14 protein-coding genes are annotated in these 15,155 nt (G+C 68.0%); 4 read left to right on the top strand and 10 right to left on the bottom strand.

The window, feature by feature from the left end:
- Positions 1 to 14: 14 nt before the first annotated feature.
- The gene (locus tag ACIPYT_RS15355) at positions 15 to 494 is read right to left on the bottom strand and encodes a DUF664 domain-containing protein (protein ID WP_401076117.1); all 480 of its coding nucleotides are present in this window, start codon (positions 492 to 494) and stop codon (positions 15 to 17) included.
- A 289-nt stretch (positions 495 to 783) separates the two neighbouring features.
- Between ACIPYT_RS15355 and ACIPYT_RS15360 the strand changes: the two genes are divergently transcribed.
- Both ACIPYT_RS15360 and ACIPYT_RS15365 read left to right on the top strand, forming a co-directional pair.
- Positions 784 to 2,226 carry a DUF222 domain-containing protein gene (locus tag ACIPYT_RS15360; protein ID WP_401076120.1) on the top strand — a complete coding sequence of 481 codons (1,443 nt, stop codon included), beginning with the start codon at positions 784 to 786 and terminating at the stop codon, positions 2,224 to 2,226.
- Between the two features lie 150 nt (positions 2,227 to 2,376).
- Positions 2,377 to 2,982, top strand: a complete 606-nt coding sequence (locus ACIPYT_RS15365; RefSeq protein ID WP_401076123.1) for a hypothetical protein — start codon at positions 2,377 to 2,379, stop codon at positions 2,980 to 2,982.
- Between the two features lie 96 nt (positions 2,983 to 3,078).
- Here the strand turns inward: ACIPYT_RS15365 and ACIPYT_RS15370 are convergent, their stop codons facing one another.
- From ACIPYT_RS15370 to rsmA, 7 genes are all read right to left on the bottom strand, one after another.
- Positions 3,079 to 4,197 carry a substrate-binding domain-containing protein gene (locus ACIPYT_RS15370; RefSeq protein ID WP_401076126.1) on the bottom strand — a complete coding sequence of 373 codons (1,119 nt, stop codon included), beginning with the start codon at positions 4,195 to 4,197 and terminating at the stop codon, positions 3,079 to 3,081.
- Between the two features lie 59 nt (positions 4,198 to 4,256).
- Positions 4,257 to 5,609 (bottom strand): multiple monosaccharide ABC transporter permease, encoded by a 1,353-nt coding sequence (gene mmsB / locus ACIPYT_RS15375; protein WP_401076128.1) that lies wholly within the window; start codon positions 5,607 to 5,609, stop codon positions 4,257 to 4,259.
- Positions 5,606 to 7,126 carry a multiple monosaccharide ABC transporter ATP-binding protein gene (mmsA, locus tag ACIPYT_RS15380; protein WP_401076356.1) on the bottom strand — a complete coding sequence of 507 codons (1,521 nt, stop codon included), beginning with the start codon at positions 7,124 to 7,126 and terminating at the stop codon, positions 5,606 to 5,608. The genes mmsB and mmsA overlap by 4 nt, the downstream gene beginning before the upstream one ends.
- A 154-nt stretch (positions 7,127 to 7,280) precedes the next feature.
- Positions 7,281 to 8,312 (bottom strand): LacI family DNA-binding transcriptional regulator, encoded by a 1,032-nt coding sequence (locus ACIPYT_RS15385; protein ID WP_401076131.1) that lies wholly within the window; start codon positions 8,310 to 8,312, stop codon positions 7,281 to 7,283.
- Between the two features lie 112 nt (positions 8,313 to 8,424).
- The gene (locus ACIPYT_RS15390) at positions 8,425 to 9,357 is read right to left on the bottom strand and encodes a 4-(cytidine 5'-diphospho)-2-C-methyl-D-erythritol kinase (protein WP_401076134.1); all 933 of its coding nucleotides are present in this window, start codon (positions 9,355 to 9,357) and stop codon (positions 8,425 to 8,427) included.
- 10 nt (positions 9,358 to 9,367) lie between these two features.
- Positions 9,368 to 10,438 (bottom strand): L-glyceraldehyde 3-phosphate reductase, encoded by a 1,071-nt coding sequence (mgrA, locus tag ACIPYT_RS15395; RefSeq protein WP_401076136.1) that lies wholly within the window; start codon positions 10,436 to 10,438, stop codon positions 9,368 to 9,370.
- Positions 10,439 to 10,447: 9 nt separating this feature from the next.
- Positions 10,448 to 11,317, bottom strand: coding sequence for a 16S rRNA (adenine(1518)-N(6)/adenine(1519)-N(6))-dimethyltransferase RsmA (gene rsmA / locus ACIPYT_RS15400; RefSeq protein WP_401076138.1), 870 nt, complete (start codon positions 11,315 to 11,317; stop codon positions 10,448 to 10,450).
- A gap of 86 nt (positions 11,318 to 11,403) precedes the next feature.
- Between rsmA and ACIPYT_RS15405 the strand changes: the two genes are divergently transcribed.
- Together ACIPYT_RS15405 and ACIPYT_RS15410 are read left to right on the top strand one after the other, a co-directional pair.
- Complete coding sequence (locus tag ACIPYT_RS15405; protein WP_401076141.1) at positions 11,404 to 12,006, top strand: ArsR/SmtB family transcription factor; 603 nt, start codon at positions 11,404 to 11,406, stop codon at positions 12,004 to 12,006.
- Positions 11,999 to 12,670, top strand: a complete 672-nt coding sequence (locus ACIPYT_RS15410; protein WP_401076144.1) for an SRPBCC domain-containing protein — start codon at positions 11,999 to 12,001, stop codon at positions 12,668 to 12,670. The genes ACIPYT_RS15405 and ACIPYT_RS15410 overlap by 8 nt, the downstream gene beginning before the upstream one ends.
- Here the strand turns inward: ACIPYT_RS15410 and ACIPYT_RS15415 are convergent.
- Positions 12,652 to 13,527 (bottom strand): TatD family hydrolase, encoded by an 876-nt coding sequence (locus ACIPYT_RS15415; protein ID WP_401076147.1) that lies wholly within the window; start codon positions 13,525 to 13,527, stop codon positions 12,652 to 12,654. The two genes, ACIPYT_RS15410 and ACIPYT_RS15415, sit on opposite strands and share 19 nt — an antisense overlap.
- 23 nt (positions 13,528 to 13,550) lie before the next feature.
- Positions 13,551 to 15,140, bottom strand: a complete 1,590-nt coding sequence (gene metG, locus ACIPYT_RS15420; RefSeq protein WP_401076149.1) for a methionine--tRNA ligase — start codon at positions 15,138 to 15,140, stop codon at positions 13,551 to 13,553.
- Between the last annotated feature and the right edge of the window lie 15 nt (positions 15,141 to 15,155).

The following is a 15,155-nucleotide window of genomic DNA, read 5'->3' on the forward strand; positions in this document are numbered from 1 at the left end:
TGGTCCGGCCGGCGTCAGCGGGTCTCGGCGAGCGCCCGGAGGATGTCGAGCTGGCCCGTGTTCCAGGCGAGCTCGTCGAGCACGTGCGTGTAGAGGCTGAGCACCGTGCGCGGATGACGCCCCGTCACGACGTCGTCGAGGTCGAGCCCTGCGAGGTTCGCGCGCGCGTGCTCGTGGATCTCGCGGCAGTGCGCGGTCACCGACGCGATCGTGTCGGCCTTCCGGGTCTTCCACGAGTTCGCGGTCGCCACCGAGAGCCCGAGCTCGGCCCGCGGACGACCCGTGATCGCCTCGCCGAACCACACCCCCTCGACGTACGCCGTGTGTCGCACGACCCCGAGCACCGACGGCCTGCCGGGGACGACGATCTCGCGCGCCTGTTCCTCCGTCAGCCCGTCGAGGCTGCCGAGGATCAGCGTCCGGCACTGCTCGATGCGCGCCTCGAGGTCGTCGCGCGTCGTGACGCCGGAATCGGTCTTGTGACGGTGCGTCATCGCATCCTCCCTGAAGTGACGGCGGCGGATGACATGCTCATCGCCCCACCGCGTCGAGGATCTCACGGACGACGGCGTCGGGGTTCTCCTCGGTCAGCCAGTGTCCTGAGTCGGCGAAGCGATCTACGGCACGCAGGGCGGACGGATGCACCTCGCCGCGTAAGCGCGGGTGACAGGGTACGGTCGCGTCGGTGCGGCTCGGAGCGGTTCACTACTCGCATATCGGCGTACGGGACAAATCTGTTCGAATTTTTGTTCGAATGTCGGCGGTCGATGATTGGCTGTTCTCATGACAGCACTGATCGACGCGACCGACGCGCAGATGACCGCTCTCGCGGATCTCGTCGCGACGATGGATGCTGCGGAACGGACGATCTCGTCGATGCATGCCGCACGCGACGGACTTCTCGCGCTGGCAAACCGATTGGCAATGGATATCGCGCGACAGGGAGATCACCCCGACCGCGGAGATCATGCGATCCGGTCGGTCGCGGCAGAGCTGGGCGCGGTGCAACGCGTGAGCGATCGGACGATCGAGCGCCGCATGGCGGACGCCTCGCTCCTCGTCGACCTCTTCCCGACCGTGTGGGCCGCGCAGGGCGCCGGCCGCATCAGCCCCGCGCACTCGCGGGTGATCGTCGATGCCGGTTCGCACCTGGTCGACGACGTCGACCGTGAGGCGTATGCCGCGATCATGGTCCCCCTCGCCGAGGAGGAGTCCCCGAACCGGCTGCGTCCGCTGGCCCGTCGCGTGGCGGAGCGCTTCCTCACGCGATCGATCGATGAACGGCATCGAGACGCTCGAGCGACGCGCCGCGTCTGGATGACCGACGGCGACGACGGCATGGCCGCACTGCACGTGCACGCCCCGGCCGTGCTGGTGCACGGCATGTTCGACCGCCTCTCGCAGGCCGCGCACGCGGTGCGCGACGAGAACAGGCGTCTGGCCCGCGAGAGCGCAGGCCAGGGCACGAGCGCGGTCGACGAGCGCACGGTCGACGAGATCCGCGCCGACCTGTTGACAGATCTCCTGCTCACGGGAACGCCGAGCGGCCACGACACCGCCGATGGGATGCTGGGCGCGATCCGCGCGCGCGTCGAGATCACTGTGCCCGTGCTGACGCTCCTTGAAGATCGCCCCCAGTCGAGCGGAGATCCTGCCCGCGAGTCGCAGGTCGAAGACGCGCAGAGCGACGACACGCAGACCGACATCGCCACCGCTCTCACGGACACGCCCCTCGATGGTTCCTTCGATCCACGCGCGACGAGCCCGGCGCTCCCGCCAGCGGAGCTCGACGGAGTCATGCCGGTCGATGCCGAGACGGCTCGGGTCCTCGCGGGCACGGCGAGCGGATGGGACCGCGTACTCACCCACCCGATCACCGGTCAGATGCTCGCTGTCGACCGCTACCGGCCGAGTGAGCATCTTCGACGACACCTACGGGCGCGAGATCGACGGTGTCGATTCCCCGCGTGCGGGATCGCCGCACGGAAGTGCGACCTCGATCACAATCACGACGCCGCCACCGGCGGAGAGACGCGAGACACGAACCTCGCGCAGTTCTGCCGACGGCACCACGTGCTGAAGCACCACTCCCCGTGGCACGTCGAACAACGGAACGGCGGTGTTCTCGAGTGGACCAGTCCCACGGGGCGCACCTACATCGACACGCCGCCGCCACAGAACACCGTCACGTTCACCTCGGCGGCGACAGACCTCGCGCCGTTCTGACAACGCCGCTCTAACGCGCGCTTCCTGAAACATACGTCGGCGCGTACGACTCGCTCTCCACACTCACGTCGATCCCCGTTTACCTCACGATCCCTGCGGAAAACGCCGTCACGACCCCACCCCACCCCACCTCGCCTCTACCGTGGCGCGATGACCGCACTTCACGACATCCGAACACCATCCGCGACACGATCGCCTCGGCTCACCGCGATCGGCGCCGGGCTCACGCTCGCCATCGCTGCCGCCGTCACGCTCACCCTGTCGGGATGCACACTCGCGTCCAGAGGGGAGCCCGTGACAACGCCCACCGAGGTCGCCGAGAACACCGAGAACACCGATCCAGCCGAGGCAGCCGAGGCAGCCGAGGCAGCCGAACAGGTCTACCGGTCGTACACGAAGGCGATGAACGACGTCGACTTTCGCGACCCGACCTCATGGGTACTCTTCGGCGGACTCACGAGCGAGAACATGCAGGTGACAGATTCAGCCCAGCTGACGTTCGCTCACGCCCACGAGCTCACGATGTTCGGAGAGATCAGCATCGAGCGATTCGAGGTCCTCGACATCCGATCCGACGGATCCATCGCGGCGATGGCATGCCTTGACACGTCGACCGTCGCGTTCGAAGGGGCGACGGGCGCGACCGCTCCCTACGGCGACGTACCCGATGCGCAGCGGGTCGAACTGAGGTTCATCGTCGAACACCGCAAGCTCGTCCTGGATGCTGCAATCACCACACCCGTTGCCGACTGCTGACCACACGCGCCGTCAACACGAGAACAACACAAGAGTCAACGCGGAAGAGCCGCCCGGGTCTGACGACCCGGACGGCTCCCGCACTGCACAACGTGCTTACTGGTACGACTTCACGATCTCGAGCAGGCTCGGGACGTTCGCGTACGCGTCGGCTGCGTTCTCCTTGGTGACGATCACCGGGTCGAGCAGGTACGACGGGACGACCTTGGAGCCGTTGTCGTAGGACTCGGTGTCGTTGACGTCGACCTCTTCGCCCTTCTGAAGCTCGCCGACCATCTTGATGGCCTGCGCGACGAGCAGCGTGGTGTCCTTGTTGATCGTGGAGTACTGGATGCCCTCCATGATCGACTTCACGGACTCGACCTCGGAGTCCTGACCCGTGACGACCGGGACGGGACGACCGGCCTGCTGCACCGAGGTGATGATGGCGCGGGCGAGCGTGTCGTTCGGCGAGAGGACGCCGTCGAGCACAGTGTCACCGCTGTACGAGCCGGTGAGCAGCGTGTCCATGCGGTTCTGGGCGTTCTCGGCGAGCCAGCCCTCGGTCGCGGTCTGGGCGAGCTCCGTCTGACCCGAGACGACCTTCAGCGTGCCGTCGTCGATCTTCGGCTGCAGGACCTCCATGGCGCCGTCGAAGAAGACCTTCGAGTTGGCGTCATCCGGCGAGCCCGAGAACAGCTCGATGTTGTACGGAGCGTCGTGGCCCGCACGCTCGGCGAGACCGTCGAGCAGGGCCTGGCCCTGCAGGTTTCCGACCTTGAAGTTGTCGAACGCGACGTAGTAGTCGAGTGCGTCGGTGTTCTCGATGAGGCGGTCGTACGCGATCACGTAGGCGCCGGCATCCTTGGCCGCCTGCACCTGGGTCGCGAGCTGCTTGCCGTCCTTCGCGCCGATGATGATGACCTTGGCGCCGTTGGTGACCATGGCCTGGATCTGGTTCTGCTGCTCGGCGACCGTGTTGGTGGCCGGGGCGTACTGGACGTCGGCCTTGAAGCCGGCCTTCTCCAGTCCGTCGGTGAACAGCTGACCCGCCAGGACCCAGTTCTCCGAGGTCTTGTCAGGCAGCGCGACACCGATCGTGGCGTCGGCGGCGAAGCCCGCAGCGGCTTCCTCGCCTCCCGATCCCGTGTCGCCGCCACGCTCGGCCGAGCAGCCGGTGAGCGCGAAGGCAGCCGTCGCGACGAGCGCTGTCGCGGTGACGATGATCTTCTTCATGTGATCTCTTTCTCTGATGTGTGACGGATCCGGCGCGTGCTGTGCGCTTGAGGAACCGCTTACTTTCCGCTCGTCTTGTCGACGGGTGGGGCTTGATAGGTCTTGTTGGGCTCGAACGTCTCGGTCGCGGCCTCCTGCTGGCGGAAGCGGCGGGTCATGAAGCCGATGATCGAGGGGCGGCCCTGCTGCTTGTTCCAGACGTCGATGCCGACCGCGATGAGGAGCACGAGGCCCTTGATCATCGAGACGACGTCGGCGCCCTGGCCGAGCAGCGCGAGGCCGTTGTTGAGGAAGGCCATGACGAGACCACCGATGATCGAGCCGATCACGGTGCCGATGCCGCCGGCGACGGCGGCGCCACCGATGAACACCGAGGCGATCGCGTCGAGCTCCCAGCCGGTGCCGTCGTTGGGTCCGGATGCCTGCGAGCGGGCGACGAAGATCATTCCGGCGAGCGCCGCCATGACCGACATGTTCATCATGACGAAGAAGTCGACCCAGCGGTCCTTCACACCCGACAGGCGCGCGGCCTGTCGGTTGCCGCCGACGGCGTAGATGTGGCGGCCGAACACGGTGTTGCGGGTCACGAACGAGTAGATGATGACGAGCGCCAGCAGGATGATGCCGGGGACGGGGAAGCTCGTGCCGGGACGACCGGTCGCGAACATCCAGCCGGCCGCGAGCACGACGATCGACAGCAGCACGACCTTGACCGTGCTGACCCACACGGGCGCGCTCTCGGAGCCCATCTTGTGCTGGATGCGGCGGGTGCGGATCTCCCAGAAGATCAGCCAGGCGACACCGAGCAGAGCCAGGATCATGGTCGGCACGTTGAACGGCAGAGGCAGTCCCACCTCGGGCAGGTAACCGGTGCCGATGTACTGGAACCCCTTGGGCACCGGAATCGTCTGCGCATCGCCGATCCACTGCTGCGCTCCGCGGAAGAACAGCATGCCTGCCAAGGTCACGATGAACGCCGGGACCCCGACGTACGCGACCCAGAACCCCTGCCACGCTCCGACCAGAGCTCCCACGCCCAGGCCGAGCACGATCGCGAGCGGCCAGGGGAGGTTCCACTCGGCCATCGACTTCGCGACGATGATGCCGGTGAACGCCGCGACCGAACCGACCGACAGGTCGATGTGCCCCATGATGATCACCATCACCATGCCGATCGCCAGGATCAGGATGAACGAGTACTGGTTGATGACGTTGATCACGTTGCCCGGCGTCAGCGTCGCGCCGTTCGGACCGTTGCGCAGCAGCGTGAAGATCTCGAACAGCACGATGATGACGATCAGGCTGCCGAGGATGCCGAACTGGCGCAGCGTCGAGGTGCCGTTGCTCCCGAACATCTTGCGGATGTCGCCGAAGTGGAAGCCGCGCTTCGTGGTCGTGAGGTCGGTGGTCATGCGGATGCTTTCTGGGTCGCGGAGGTCATGCTGCGCATGAGGGCCTCGGGTGTGGCCTGGTCGGCGGGGATGCAGTCGGTGACCCGACCTTCGAAGACGGTGTAGATGCGGTCGGAGATGCCGAGCAGCTCCGGCAGCTCGCTGGAGATCACGATGACGCCCTTGCCCTGGGACGCGAGCTCGTTGATGATCGCGTAGATCTCGTACTTGGCTCCGACGTCGATGCCTCGGGTCGGCTCGTCGAGGATCAGCAGGTCTGGATCGGTGAACATCCACTTCGCGAGGACGACCTTCTGCTGGTTTCCGCCGGACAGCTTACCGACGCCCTCCTCGACCGACGGGGTCTTGATGCGCAGCGCCTTGCGGTAGCGCTCCGCGACCGAGAACTCCTCCCGCTCGTCGACGACCCCGCGGTGCGTGATCTTCGACAGCTTGGCCGAGACGACCGAGCGCTTGATCGTGTCGAGCAGGTTGAGTCCGAGCACCTTGCGGTCCTCGCTCACGTAGGCCAGGCCGTGCTTGATCGCGGAGGGCACATCGGGGATGACGACCTCCTGGCCGTCCTTGACGATCGTGCCCGACTGGAAGTTCCCGTACGAGCGTCCGAACAGGCTCATCATGAACTCGGTGCGCCCCGCGCCCATGAGACCCGCGATGCCCACGACCTCACCGCGCCGCACGTTGATGCTCGAGCCCTTGACGACCATGCGCTCGGAGACGGTGGGATGCTGCACCCACCAGTCCTTGGCTTCGAAGAACACCTCGCCGATCTCGGGAGTGCGGTCGGGGTAGCGGCTCTCGAGCGAGCGGCCCACCATGCCGCGGATGATGCGGTCCTCGTTGATCTCGCCGCGCGAGATGTCGAGTGTCTCGACCGTGCGACCGTCGCGGATGATCGTGATCTCGTCGGCGATCTGCTCGATCTCGTTGAGCTTGTGGCTGATCATGATCGACGCGATGCCCTTGGCCTTGAGGCCGAGGATCAGGTCGAGCAGGTGCTGGGAGTCGTTCTCGTTCAGCGCGGCGGTCGGCTCGTCGAGGATCAGCAGCTTGACGTCCTTGTTGAGCGCCTTCGCGATCTCGATCAGCTGCTGCTTGCCGACGCCGAGCGTCTTGATCGCGACGTCCGGATCCTCCTTGAGGCCGACGCGGGCGAGCAGCTCGGTGGCGCGCTGTCGCTGCGCCTGCCAGTCGATGCGGCCGAAGCTGCGGATCTCGTTGCCGAGGAAGATGTTCTCGGTGACGGAGAGCTCCGGGATCAGCGCGAGCTCCTGGTGGATGATCGCGATGCCGGCCTGCTCGCTCGCGGCGATGTCCTTGTACCGCTGCTCCTCGCCGTACAGCAGGATGTCGCCGTCGTAGGAGCCGTAGGGGTACACGCCGGAGAGGACCTTCATGAGGGTCGACTTCCCGGCGCCGTTCTCCCCGCAGATGGCGTGGATCTCTCCGGCGCGGACGGTGATCGAGACGTCAGACAGTGCCTTGACGCCCGGGAACTCCTTGGTGATGCTGCGCATCTCCAGGATGGGGCCTGACACGACCGGCAACGTTGCTGTGGTGCTCACGGATCTTCCTCGCTACGTGCGGTCACGTGCGATGTGACCGTTCACATTGGTATATGTAACTCCCGTCCACGGAGCGATGTCAAGTCCGCCGCGAGAATTCGTGTCGTTACCGTGACACGCGGGCGACGTGCGGGCCGGCGGACTCCCGGTCACGCAGCGTCGCCTGCACCGGGCCGTACACGGGCGCCTGCTCGCCACGGATCTGTGCGAGCAGGATCCTGACCGCCCTGCGCCCCAGCTCGGTGAAGTCCTGGTGCACGGTCGTGAGCGTCGGAGCGACGTGCGGCGCCACAGGGATGTCGTCGAACCCGACCACGCTGACGTCGTCGGGAACGCGGATGCCGGCATCCCGGAAACCATGCATGAGCCCGATCGCCATCAGGTCGTTCGCGGCGAACACGGCCGTGAAGTCCCGCCGGCGCGACAGCTCCTGCCCGGCGAAGTAGCCGAAGTCCGCCGTCCAGTCCCCACGGATCGGCGGGAACGTCGGCAGATCCGCCTCCCGCAGGGCGTCGAGATAGCCCCGCATCCGCGATTCGGCCTCGATCCAGTCCTGCGGCCCGGCGAGGTGCAGGATGTCGGTGTGCCCGAGTCGGATCAGGTGCTCGGTGGCGGCGCGCGCCCCCGCGACCTGATCCGCAGAGAGACTGACGCCGTCCGAGCCCGATGCGGTCTGCAGCGTCACGAAGGGGAAGTCGACGGCCATACCCCGCAGCACGTGGAACACCCGCACCTGCGGGGCGAGCACGACGATCCCGTCGACCTGTTCGCGGGCCAGCTGGCGGACCGCGCTCCCGATGGCCTCGGGGGACGTCGCGGGAAGGTTCAGCGTCGAGACCGAGTACCCCTCTTCGCGCGCTGCCTCCTCGATGCTCGCGATCGACGAGGTCGGCCCGAACTCCCCCACGGTCGCCGACAGGATGCCGAGCATGTTCGACCTGCTCGTGACGAGGGCGCGCGCCGCGAGATTCGGCCGGTAGTCGAGCACCGCGATCGCGTCGAGCACCTTCGCCTTCGTCTCCGGGCGGATGCTGGGGTGGTCGTTGAGCACGCGCGACACCGTCTGGTGCGAGACGCCGGCGAGTCGCGCGACGTCGCGGATGCTCGGGGAGCGGGCACGATCGGAGGCAGTGGACATCACAGGCCTCCTCGCATGTGCACGGTCACATCGTCACACCATTATGGCTCTCCTGAACGGTCCGCGCACGTCGGAGGCACGTCGGAGACGCCGCGAGAGCACTCCGGCGGGGTCAGCCGATGATCCGCGCGCCCGGCACCGGACCGTGCACGTGGAGGGACTCGATGCCGTGATCGCGCAGCGTGTCCTGCACGACGCGGGCCGCTCCGGGATCGGCGCACAGCAGCGCGACCGTGGGGCCAGACCCCGAGACGATCCCCTGCAGCGCGCCCGCGTGGATGCCGCGCAGGATCGTCGTCTCGAGTTCGGGGCGCTCGTGCAGCGCCGCCTCCTGCAGGTCGTTGTAGATGCTCTCCGAGAGCAGCTCGGGGTCACCCGACCGCAGCGCCTGGAGCACCGGGATCGGCACATCGAGCGACAGCGGCGGATCGTCGGCGAGCGCCCCCTCGTCGTCGCGCAGGGCATCGAGGCGCGCGTAGACGAGCGGGGTCGACAGTCCGTGCGCGCTCGGCACCAGCACCCAATCGAAGCGTCCGCCGGCCAGTGCCGGGTTGAGCTGGTCTCCCCGTCCCGTTCCGACCGCGGTGCCGCCGTGCAGCGCGAAGGGGACATCTGCGCCGAGTCGTGCGGCAAGCTCGTTCAGACGGGTCGTGGAGAATCCGGTGCCCCACAGCGCGTCGCACGCCACGAGCGCCGCAGCCGCGTCCGCGGAGCCTCCGCCCATCCCCCCGGCGACCGGAACGCTCTTGCGCACTTCGAGCGCCACCCCGCCGCCGTAGTCCGCCGCCGAGGCGAGCAGCTTCGCGGCGCGCATCGCGAGATTGCGGTCGTCGAGGGGCACGGTGTCGGGGTCGTCGACGCCCGACACCGTGATCGAGAAGTCGTCGGCGTGCCGCGCGATGACGTCCTCGTACAGGGACACCGCCTGGAACACCGTCGCGAGCGCGTGATACCCGTCGTCATGCCGGCCGCCCACACCGAGGTACACGTTGATCTTGCCCGGGGCCCGGACGTGCACGGATTCGATGGAGGCGGCGAAGGTCATGGCGGGGTTGTCAGAGCTCCGTGGAGGTGGACCACAGGTCGACGTCGATCGAGCCCGACAGCTCGTCGATGCGGGCGAGCTCGTCGTCGGTGAACGCGGGCCCGTTCACGGCGGCGATGTTCTCATCGAGCTGTGCGGGCCGCGAGGCGCCGATCAGCGCCGAGGCGACGACCGGGTTGCGCAGGGTCCACTGCAGTGCGAGCTGGGCGAGCGACTGACCGCGGTTCTGCGCCACCTCGTTCAGCGAGCGCAGCACCTGCACCGCCTGATCGCTCAGCGGAGCATCCGGCAGCGAGCCGCGCTTCTGAGCGCGATCGGCGGTGCCGTCGCCGAGGTACTTGTCGGTCAGCAGACCCTGCGCGAGCGGCGTGAACGCGATCGCCCCGACACCCGACTGCTCGAGCGTCTCGGTCAGGCCGTCTTCGACCCAGCGGTTGAGGATCGAGTACGCCGGCTGGTGGATGACGAGCGGCGTGCCCAGATCCTTCGCGACCGCGACGGCCTCGGCCGTGCGCTCGGCGCTGTACGAGGAGATGCCCACGTAGAGCGCCTTGCCCTGACGAACGAGGGTGTCGAGCGCGCCGATCGTCTCGGCGATGGGCGTCACCGGGTCGACGCGGTGCGAGTAGAAGATGTCGACGTAGTCGAGCCCCATGCGGGTGAGCGACTGCTCGGCGCTCGCGAGGATGTACTTGCGGCTCGCGAAATCGCCGTACGGCCCGGGCCACATGTCCCATCCGGCCTTCGACGAGATGATGAGCTCGTCACGGTACGGGCGGAAGTCCTCGGCGAAGATGCGCCCGAAGTTCTTCTCGGCGGAGCCGTACGGCGGGCCGTAGTTGTTCGCCAGGTCGAAGTGCGTGATGCCGCGATCGAACGCATGGCGCAGCAGCGCTCGCTGATTGTCGAGCGGGATGTTGTCGCCGAAGTTCCACCACAGCCCCAGCGAGATCGGCGGCAGGTACAGGCCGGACGAGCCGACCTGGCGGTAGGCGAACTGCTGGTAGCGGCCCTCGTCGGCGGCATACGGGCGGTGGAGTTCGGGGACGTCGGGGCGGAAGCGCGGAGAGTCGGTGGTCACGGTGCCAGATTAGTCCGTGCTGACGCGGTCGCCGACCCGGGCGACCTCCTGCGCAACACGCTGGTAGTCGTCGACGGTGAGGTCTTCGCCGCGCGCGGTGGGCGCAACGCCCGCGGCGACCAGCACCGCGGATGCGGCGGCCGAGCCGCCGAGCAGCCCCGAGAGCGCCTGCCGCAGCATCTTCCGACGCTGGTTGAACGCGGCATCCACGATCGCGAACGTGCGCTGTCGTTCATCCTCCGAGCCGCGTTCGCCCTCGGAGCGGTCGAAGCCCACGAGCAGGCTGTCGACGTTGGGCACGGGCCAGAACACCTGGCGCGAGACGGTTCCTGAGAGCTTCCAGTCGCCGTACCAGGCCGCTTTCACGCTCGGCGATCCGTAGATCTTCGACCCCGGCTTCGCCGCGAGGCGCTCGGCGACCTCGGCCTGCACCATCACCACGCCGCGCTGCAGGTACGGGAACGTCTCGAGGAAGTGCAGCAGCACCGGCACCGAGACGTTGTACGGCAGGTTGGCGACGAGCACCGACGGCTCCCCCGGGAGCTCGGTCACCCGCAGCGCATCGGCATCCACGACCGTGAGCCGCTCGGCCTCGACCCCGTGCTCGACGACCGTCTGCGGCAGCCGGGCGGCGAGCCTGTGGTCGATCTCGACCGCCGTGACGGATGCCCCGGCCTCGAGGATCGCGAGGGTCAGCGATCCGAGGCCCGGCCCCACCTCGACCACGCGCTCCCCCGGCTGCACGCGCGCAGCGTGCACGATCTTGCGCACGGTGTTGGCGTCGACCACGAAGTTCTGACCGAGCTTCTTGGTGGGGGTGACATCGAGCTCGGCGGCGAGGCGGCGGATCTCGGTGGCGCCGAGCAGTGTGACGGTCATATGTCCATTGTCCCCTACCCCCTGGATAACGCCGATCCGCTCCCCCCTATTGACAAATCTTCTTGTCAATTAGCAGACTCATCCCCATGAGATATCTCGACGAGCCGGAGGTGATCCGCGCCGCCCTCTCACCGGTGCGGCGCACCCTGCTCGCGCACCTCCGTGAGCCCGCGTCGGCGAGCCGACTGGCGGAGATCCTCGACCTTCCGCGGCAGCGGGTCAACTACCACCTCAAGGAACTCGAGAAGGCCGGCCTCGTCGACCTGGTCGAGGAACGGCGTCGTCGCGGTTTCGTGGAGCGCGTGTTCCGCGCCCGCGACGAGGCGGTCGTCGTCGACCCGGCCGTCGTCGGTCGAGCCTTCGCCGACATCCAGGACCACTACGCCGCCGAGCGCCTCGTCGATGTCGCATCCCAGACCGTCCGGGACGTCGCCCGGATGCAGGCAGCGGCGGATGAGGCAGGACAACGCCTGCTCACTTTCACGATCGAGGCGGACGTGCGCTTCGCCGGCCCCGACGCCGCGCACCGTTTCGCCGAGGAACTCGCCGACGTGGTCCGACGACTCGCGACCGAGCACGACACCGAAGGCGGACGCCCCTACCGGCTCATCGCCGGCGGGCATCCCGCACCCGCGCCGGCGAAGGTGCCCCCGTCGGAACGAACGAACGAAGGAGACCACGATGACTGACACCCCGCGCATCCGGGTCACGATCGCCGCGCCGCCCGATCAGGTGTGGGACGCGCTCCGCGATCGCGACCGCATCCGCCACTGGCACGGATGGGAGTTCGACGGCGGCCCCGACGGCAGCCTCGACCAGGAGATCGAGACGATCTACTTCACCGACGTCGAGGTGGGCGACGGCGCTCTCGTTCTGAACGGCGGCGATCGTGTGGACGTCGAGGAGGTCGACGGCGGAACGCGCGTCACGCTGACCCGAGCAGAGCCCTCAGGCGACCCGGAGTGGGATGCCTACTACGACGACATCACCGAGGGATGGACGACGTTCCTGCACCAGCTGCGCTTCGCGGTCGAACGGCACCCGAAGGGCACACGGCACACCGTGGTGCTACGCGGACTGCTCGCGGACGATCCGTCCACTGCACTCGACGCCTTCCCCGATGGCAGCGCCTCGCGCACGGTGTGGTTCCGCTCCGCGCATCAGACCGGGCTCGCGGTCGACGCCTGGGGTCCCGGACTCGCGATCATCAGTCACGACCCCGCGACCCGCGCCACGATGGTGCTGCTCAGCCTCTACGACCTCGCCCCCGACCGCGTCGAGAACATCCGCGCGCAGTGGAGCGCGTGGTGGCACGAGCGTCTGGCAGACGACCGTCAGTCGAAGGAGCCGTAGACGCGCAGGGTGTTGGCGGCGAGCTGCCCGCACAGCTCGTCGACGTCGATGCCCAGCTCGGCGGCCATGAAGCGCACCGTGATCGGCACGAGATAGGGCGCGTTGGGGCGTCCGCGCAGCGGGGTCGGCGTCAGGAACGGCGCATCGGTCTCGACGAGGATGCGGTCGAGCGGGGTCACCGCGAGCGCATCGCGCAGGTTCTGGGCGTTCTTGAACGTCACGTTGCCGGCGAAGGACAGGTGGTATCCGGCATCCGCGCAGAGCCGAGCCATCGCGGCGTCGCCCGAGAAGCAGTGGAACACGGTCGTGTCGGGAGCGCCCACGCGACCCAGGGTCTCGAGCACGGCATCGTGCGCATCGCGGTCGTGGATCTGCATCGCGATGCCGTGCTTCTTCGCGAGCGCGATGTGCGCCTCGAACGACGCGAACTGCGGATCCCTGCGCTCGGGCTCGGTGCGGAAGAAGTCGAGCCCCGTCTCGCCGATCGCGCGCGTGCGCGGGTGCGCCGCGAGCTCGTCGATCACCGCGAGCGCCTCGTCCAGACGCCCCTGCTCGGCGTACGCCGGGGCGTCGTTGGGATGGATCGCCACGGCCGCGAGCACACGACGATCGGATGCGGCGGCCTCGACCGCCCATCGCGAGGACTCGATGTCGCCCGAGGCCTGCACGACACCGGCGATACCCACGGCCTCCGCGCGGTCGAGCTGCTCGGCCAGCGACAACGGCTCATCCCCGTCGAGGATCTCGAGGTGCGCGTGATTGTCGTACACCGGCACGGCGAGAGGCTCGGGAGCCGCGGGGTACCGCAGGTCCTTGCGCCCGTCGCCGTCCCGGCGCTGCACGTAGGTCTCAGGCATGGAGTCTCCGGCGCGGGCCGCGGTCAGGCCTGCTCCACCCGCGGGAACAGCGGTGCGAGACCGTTGACGCTCGTGCCGGGCTTCAGCTGCCCCCAGGCGCCCGCCTCGCGGATCGGCTGATCCTGCACGCGCCCGAGCGTCTCGGCCGCACCGAGCGCGATCCACAGCTTCTCGGTCGACTGCGGCATCACCGGCGAGAGCAGCACGGCGAGGGCACGCAGCCCCTCGGCGCACGTGTACAGCACGGTGCCGAGGCGTTCGCGCCGCTCGTCGTCCCCGCCCGCTGCCTGTTTGGCCAGCGCCCACGGCTCGTTCGCGGTGATGTAGCCGTTCAGGGCGTCGACGACCGTCCAGATCGCGCGGATCGCCTCATCGATGCGGAACTGCTCGATCGCGGCATCCGCGTCCGACGTCGCGCGCGCGACGAGGCGCTGGACGACCAGATCCTGCTCCTGGTACTCGGCCGGCGGCGGCACGATGCCCTCGAAGTACTTCTCGATCATCGCGGTCGTGCGCGACGCGAGGTTGCCGAAGCCGTTCGCGAGCTCGGCCTGGTAGCGCGCGGCGAGATCCTCCCAAGAGAACGAGCCGTCCTGGCCGAATGCGATCGCCGACAGGAAGTAGAACCGGTACGCGTCCGAGCCGAAGACGTCGGTGATCTCGGTCGGCGCGATGCCGGTGAGCTTCGACTTCGACATCTTCTCGCCGCCCACGAGCAACCACCCGTGCGCGAACACGCCCTTGGGCACGTCGAGACCCGCGGCCATCAGCATGGCCGGCCAGATGACGGCGTGGAAGCGCAGGATGTCCTTGCCCACCACGTGGTACGCCGGCCAGCGACGGTCGAAGGTCTCGGGGTCGTCGCCGTAGCCGACCGCCGTGGCGTAGTTCAGCAGCGCGTCGACCCACACGTAGATGACGTGCGACGGGTCCCACGGCACCTCGATGCCCCAGTCGAACGCCGAGCGGGAGATCGAGAGATCCTTGAGGCCCTGCCGCACGAACGAGACGACCTCGTTGCGCGCCGACTCGGGACGGATGAAGTCGGGCTCGGTCTTGTACAGCTCGAGCAGGCGCTCCTGGAATTCGCTGAGCTTGAAGAAGTAGTTCTTCTCCTGCAGCAGCTCGAGCGGCTTCGAGTGGATCGCGCACACCTTGAGGCCCTCGAAGGGACCCGTGCCGTCGAGGATCTCCGACTCCGGCTTGAACTCCTCGCAGCCCACGCAGTACAGCGCCTCGTACTCGCCGGCGTAGATGTAGCCGCGGTCGTAGATCGCCTGCACGAACTTCTTGACGCGCTCCTCGTGCCGTTCCTGCGTGGTGCGGATGAAGTCGTCGTTCGCGACGTCGAGCGTCTTCAGGAGCGGGAACCAGGCCTCGGTCACCAGCTTGTCGACCCATTCCTGCGGGGTCACGCCGTTCGCCGCCGCGGCACGCAGCATCTTCTGGCCGTGCTCGTCGGTGCCCGTCAGCATCCAGGTGTCGTCGCCGCCCTGGCGGTGCCAGCGCGCGAGCGCGTCGACCGCCACCGAGGTGTACCCGTGGCCGATGTGAGGCACGTCGGACGGGTAGTAGATGGGCGTCGTGATGTAGAAGGATTCGCCTGCGGGCATGGAGCAATTCTAGGC

The organism is Microbacterium sp. NPDC089695 (assembly GCF_044749085.1).
GTDB lineage: Bacteria > Actinomycetota > Actinomycetes > Actinomycetales > Microbacteriaceae > Microbacterium.

Coding starts and splice junctions, on each gene's coding strand:
- metG (WP_401076149.1), bottom strand. CDS start 15,140: ATGCCCGCAGGCGAATCCTTCTACATCACGACGCCCATCTACTACCCG.
- ACIPYT_RS15360 (WP_401076120.1), top strand. CDS start 784: ATGACAGCACTGATCGACGCGACCGACGCGCAGATGACCGCTCTCGCG.
- ACIPYT_RS15405 (WP_401076141.1), top strand. CDS start 11,404: ATGAGATATCTCGACGAGCCGGAGGTGATCCGCGCCGCCCTCTCACCG.
- mmsA (WP_401076356.1), bottom strand. CDS start 7,126: ATGCGCAGCATCACCAAGGAGTTCCCGGGCGTCAAGGCACTGTCTGAC.
- rsmA (WP_401076138.1), bottom strand. CDS start 11,317: ATGACCGTCACACTGCTCGGCGCCACCGAGATCCGCCGCCTCGCCGCC.
- mmsB (WP_401076128.1), bottom strand. CDS start 5,609: ATGACCACCGACCTCACGACCACGAAGCGCGGCTTCCACTTCGGCGAC.
- ACIPYT_RS15385 (WP_401076131.1), bottom strand. CDS start 8,312: ATGTCCACTGCCTCCGATCGTGCCCGCTCCCCGAGCATCCGCGACGTC.
- ACIPYT_RS15370 (WP_401076126.1), bottom strand. CDS start 4,197: ATGAAGAAGATCATCGTCACCGCGACAGCGCTCGTCGCGACGGCTGCC.
- ACIPYT_RS15355 (WP_401076117.1), bottom strand. CDS start 494: ATGACGCACCGTCACAAGACCGATTCCGGCGTCACGACGCGCGACGAC.
- ACIPYT_RS15415 (WP_401076147.1), bottom strand. CDS start 13,527: ATGCCTGAGACCTACGTGCAGCGCCGGGACGGCGACGGGCGCAAGGAC.
- ACIPYT_RS15390 (WP_401076134.1), bottom strand. CDS start 9,357: ATGACCTTCGCCGCCTCCATCGAATCCGTGCACGTCCGGGCCCCGGGC.
- ACIPYT_RS15365 (WP_401076123.1), top strand. CDS start 2,377: ATGACCGCACTTCACGACATCCGAACACCATCCGCGACACGATCGCCT.
- ACIPYT_RS15410 (WP_401076144.1), top strand. CDS start 11,999: ATGACTGACACCCCGCGCATCCGGGTCACGATCGCCGCGCCGCCCGAT.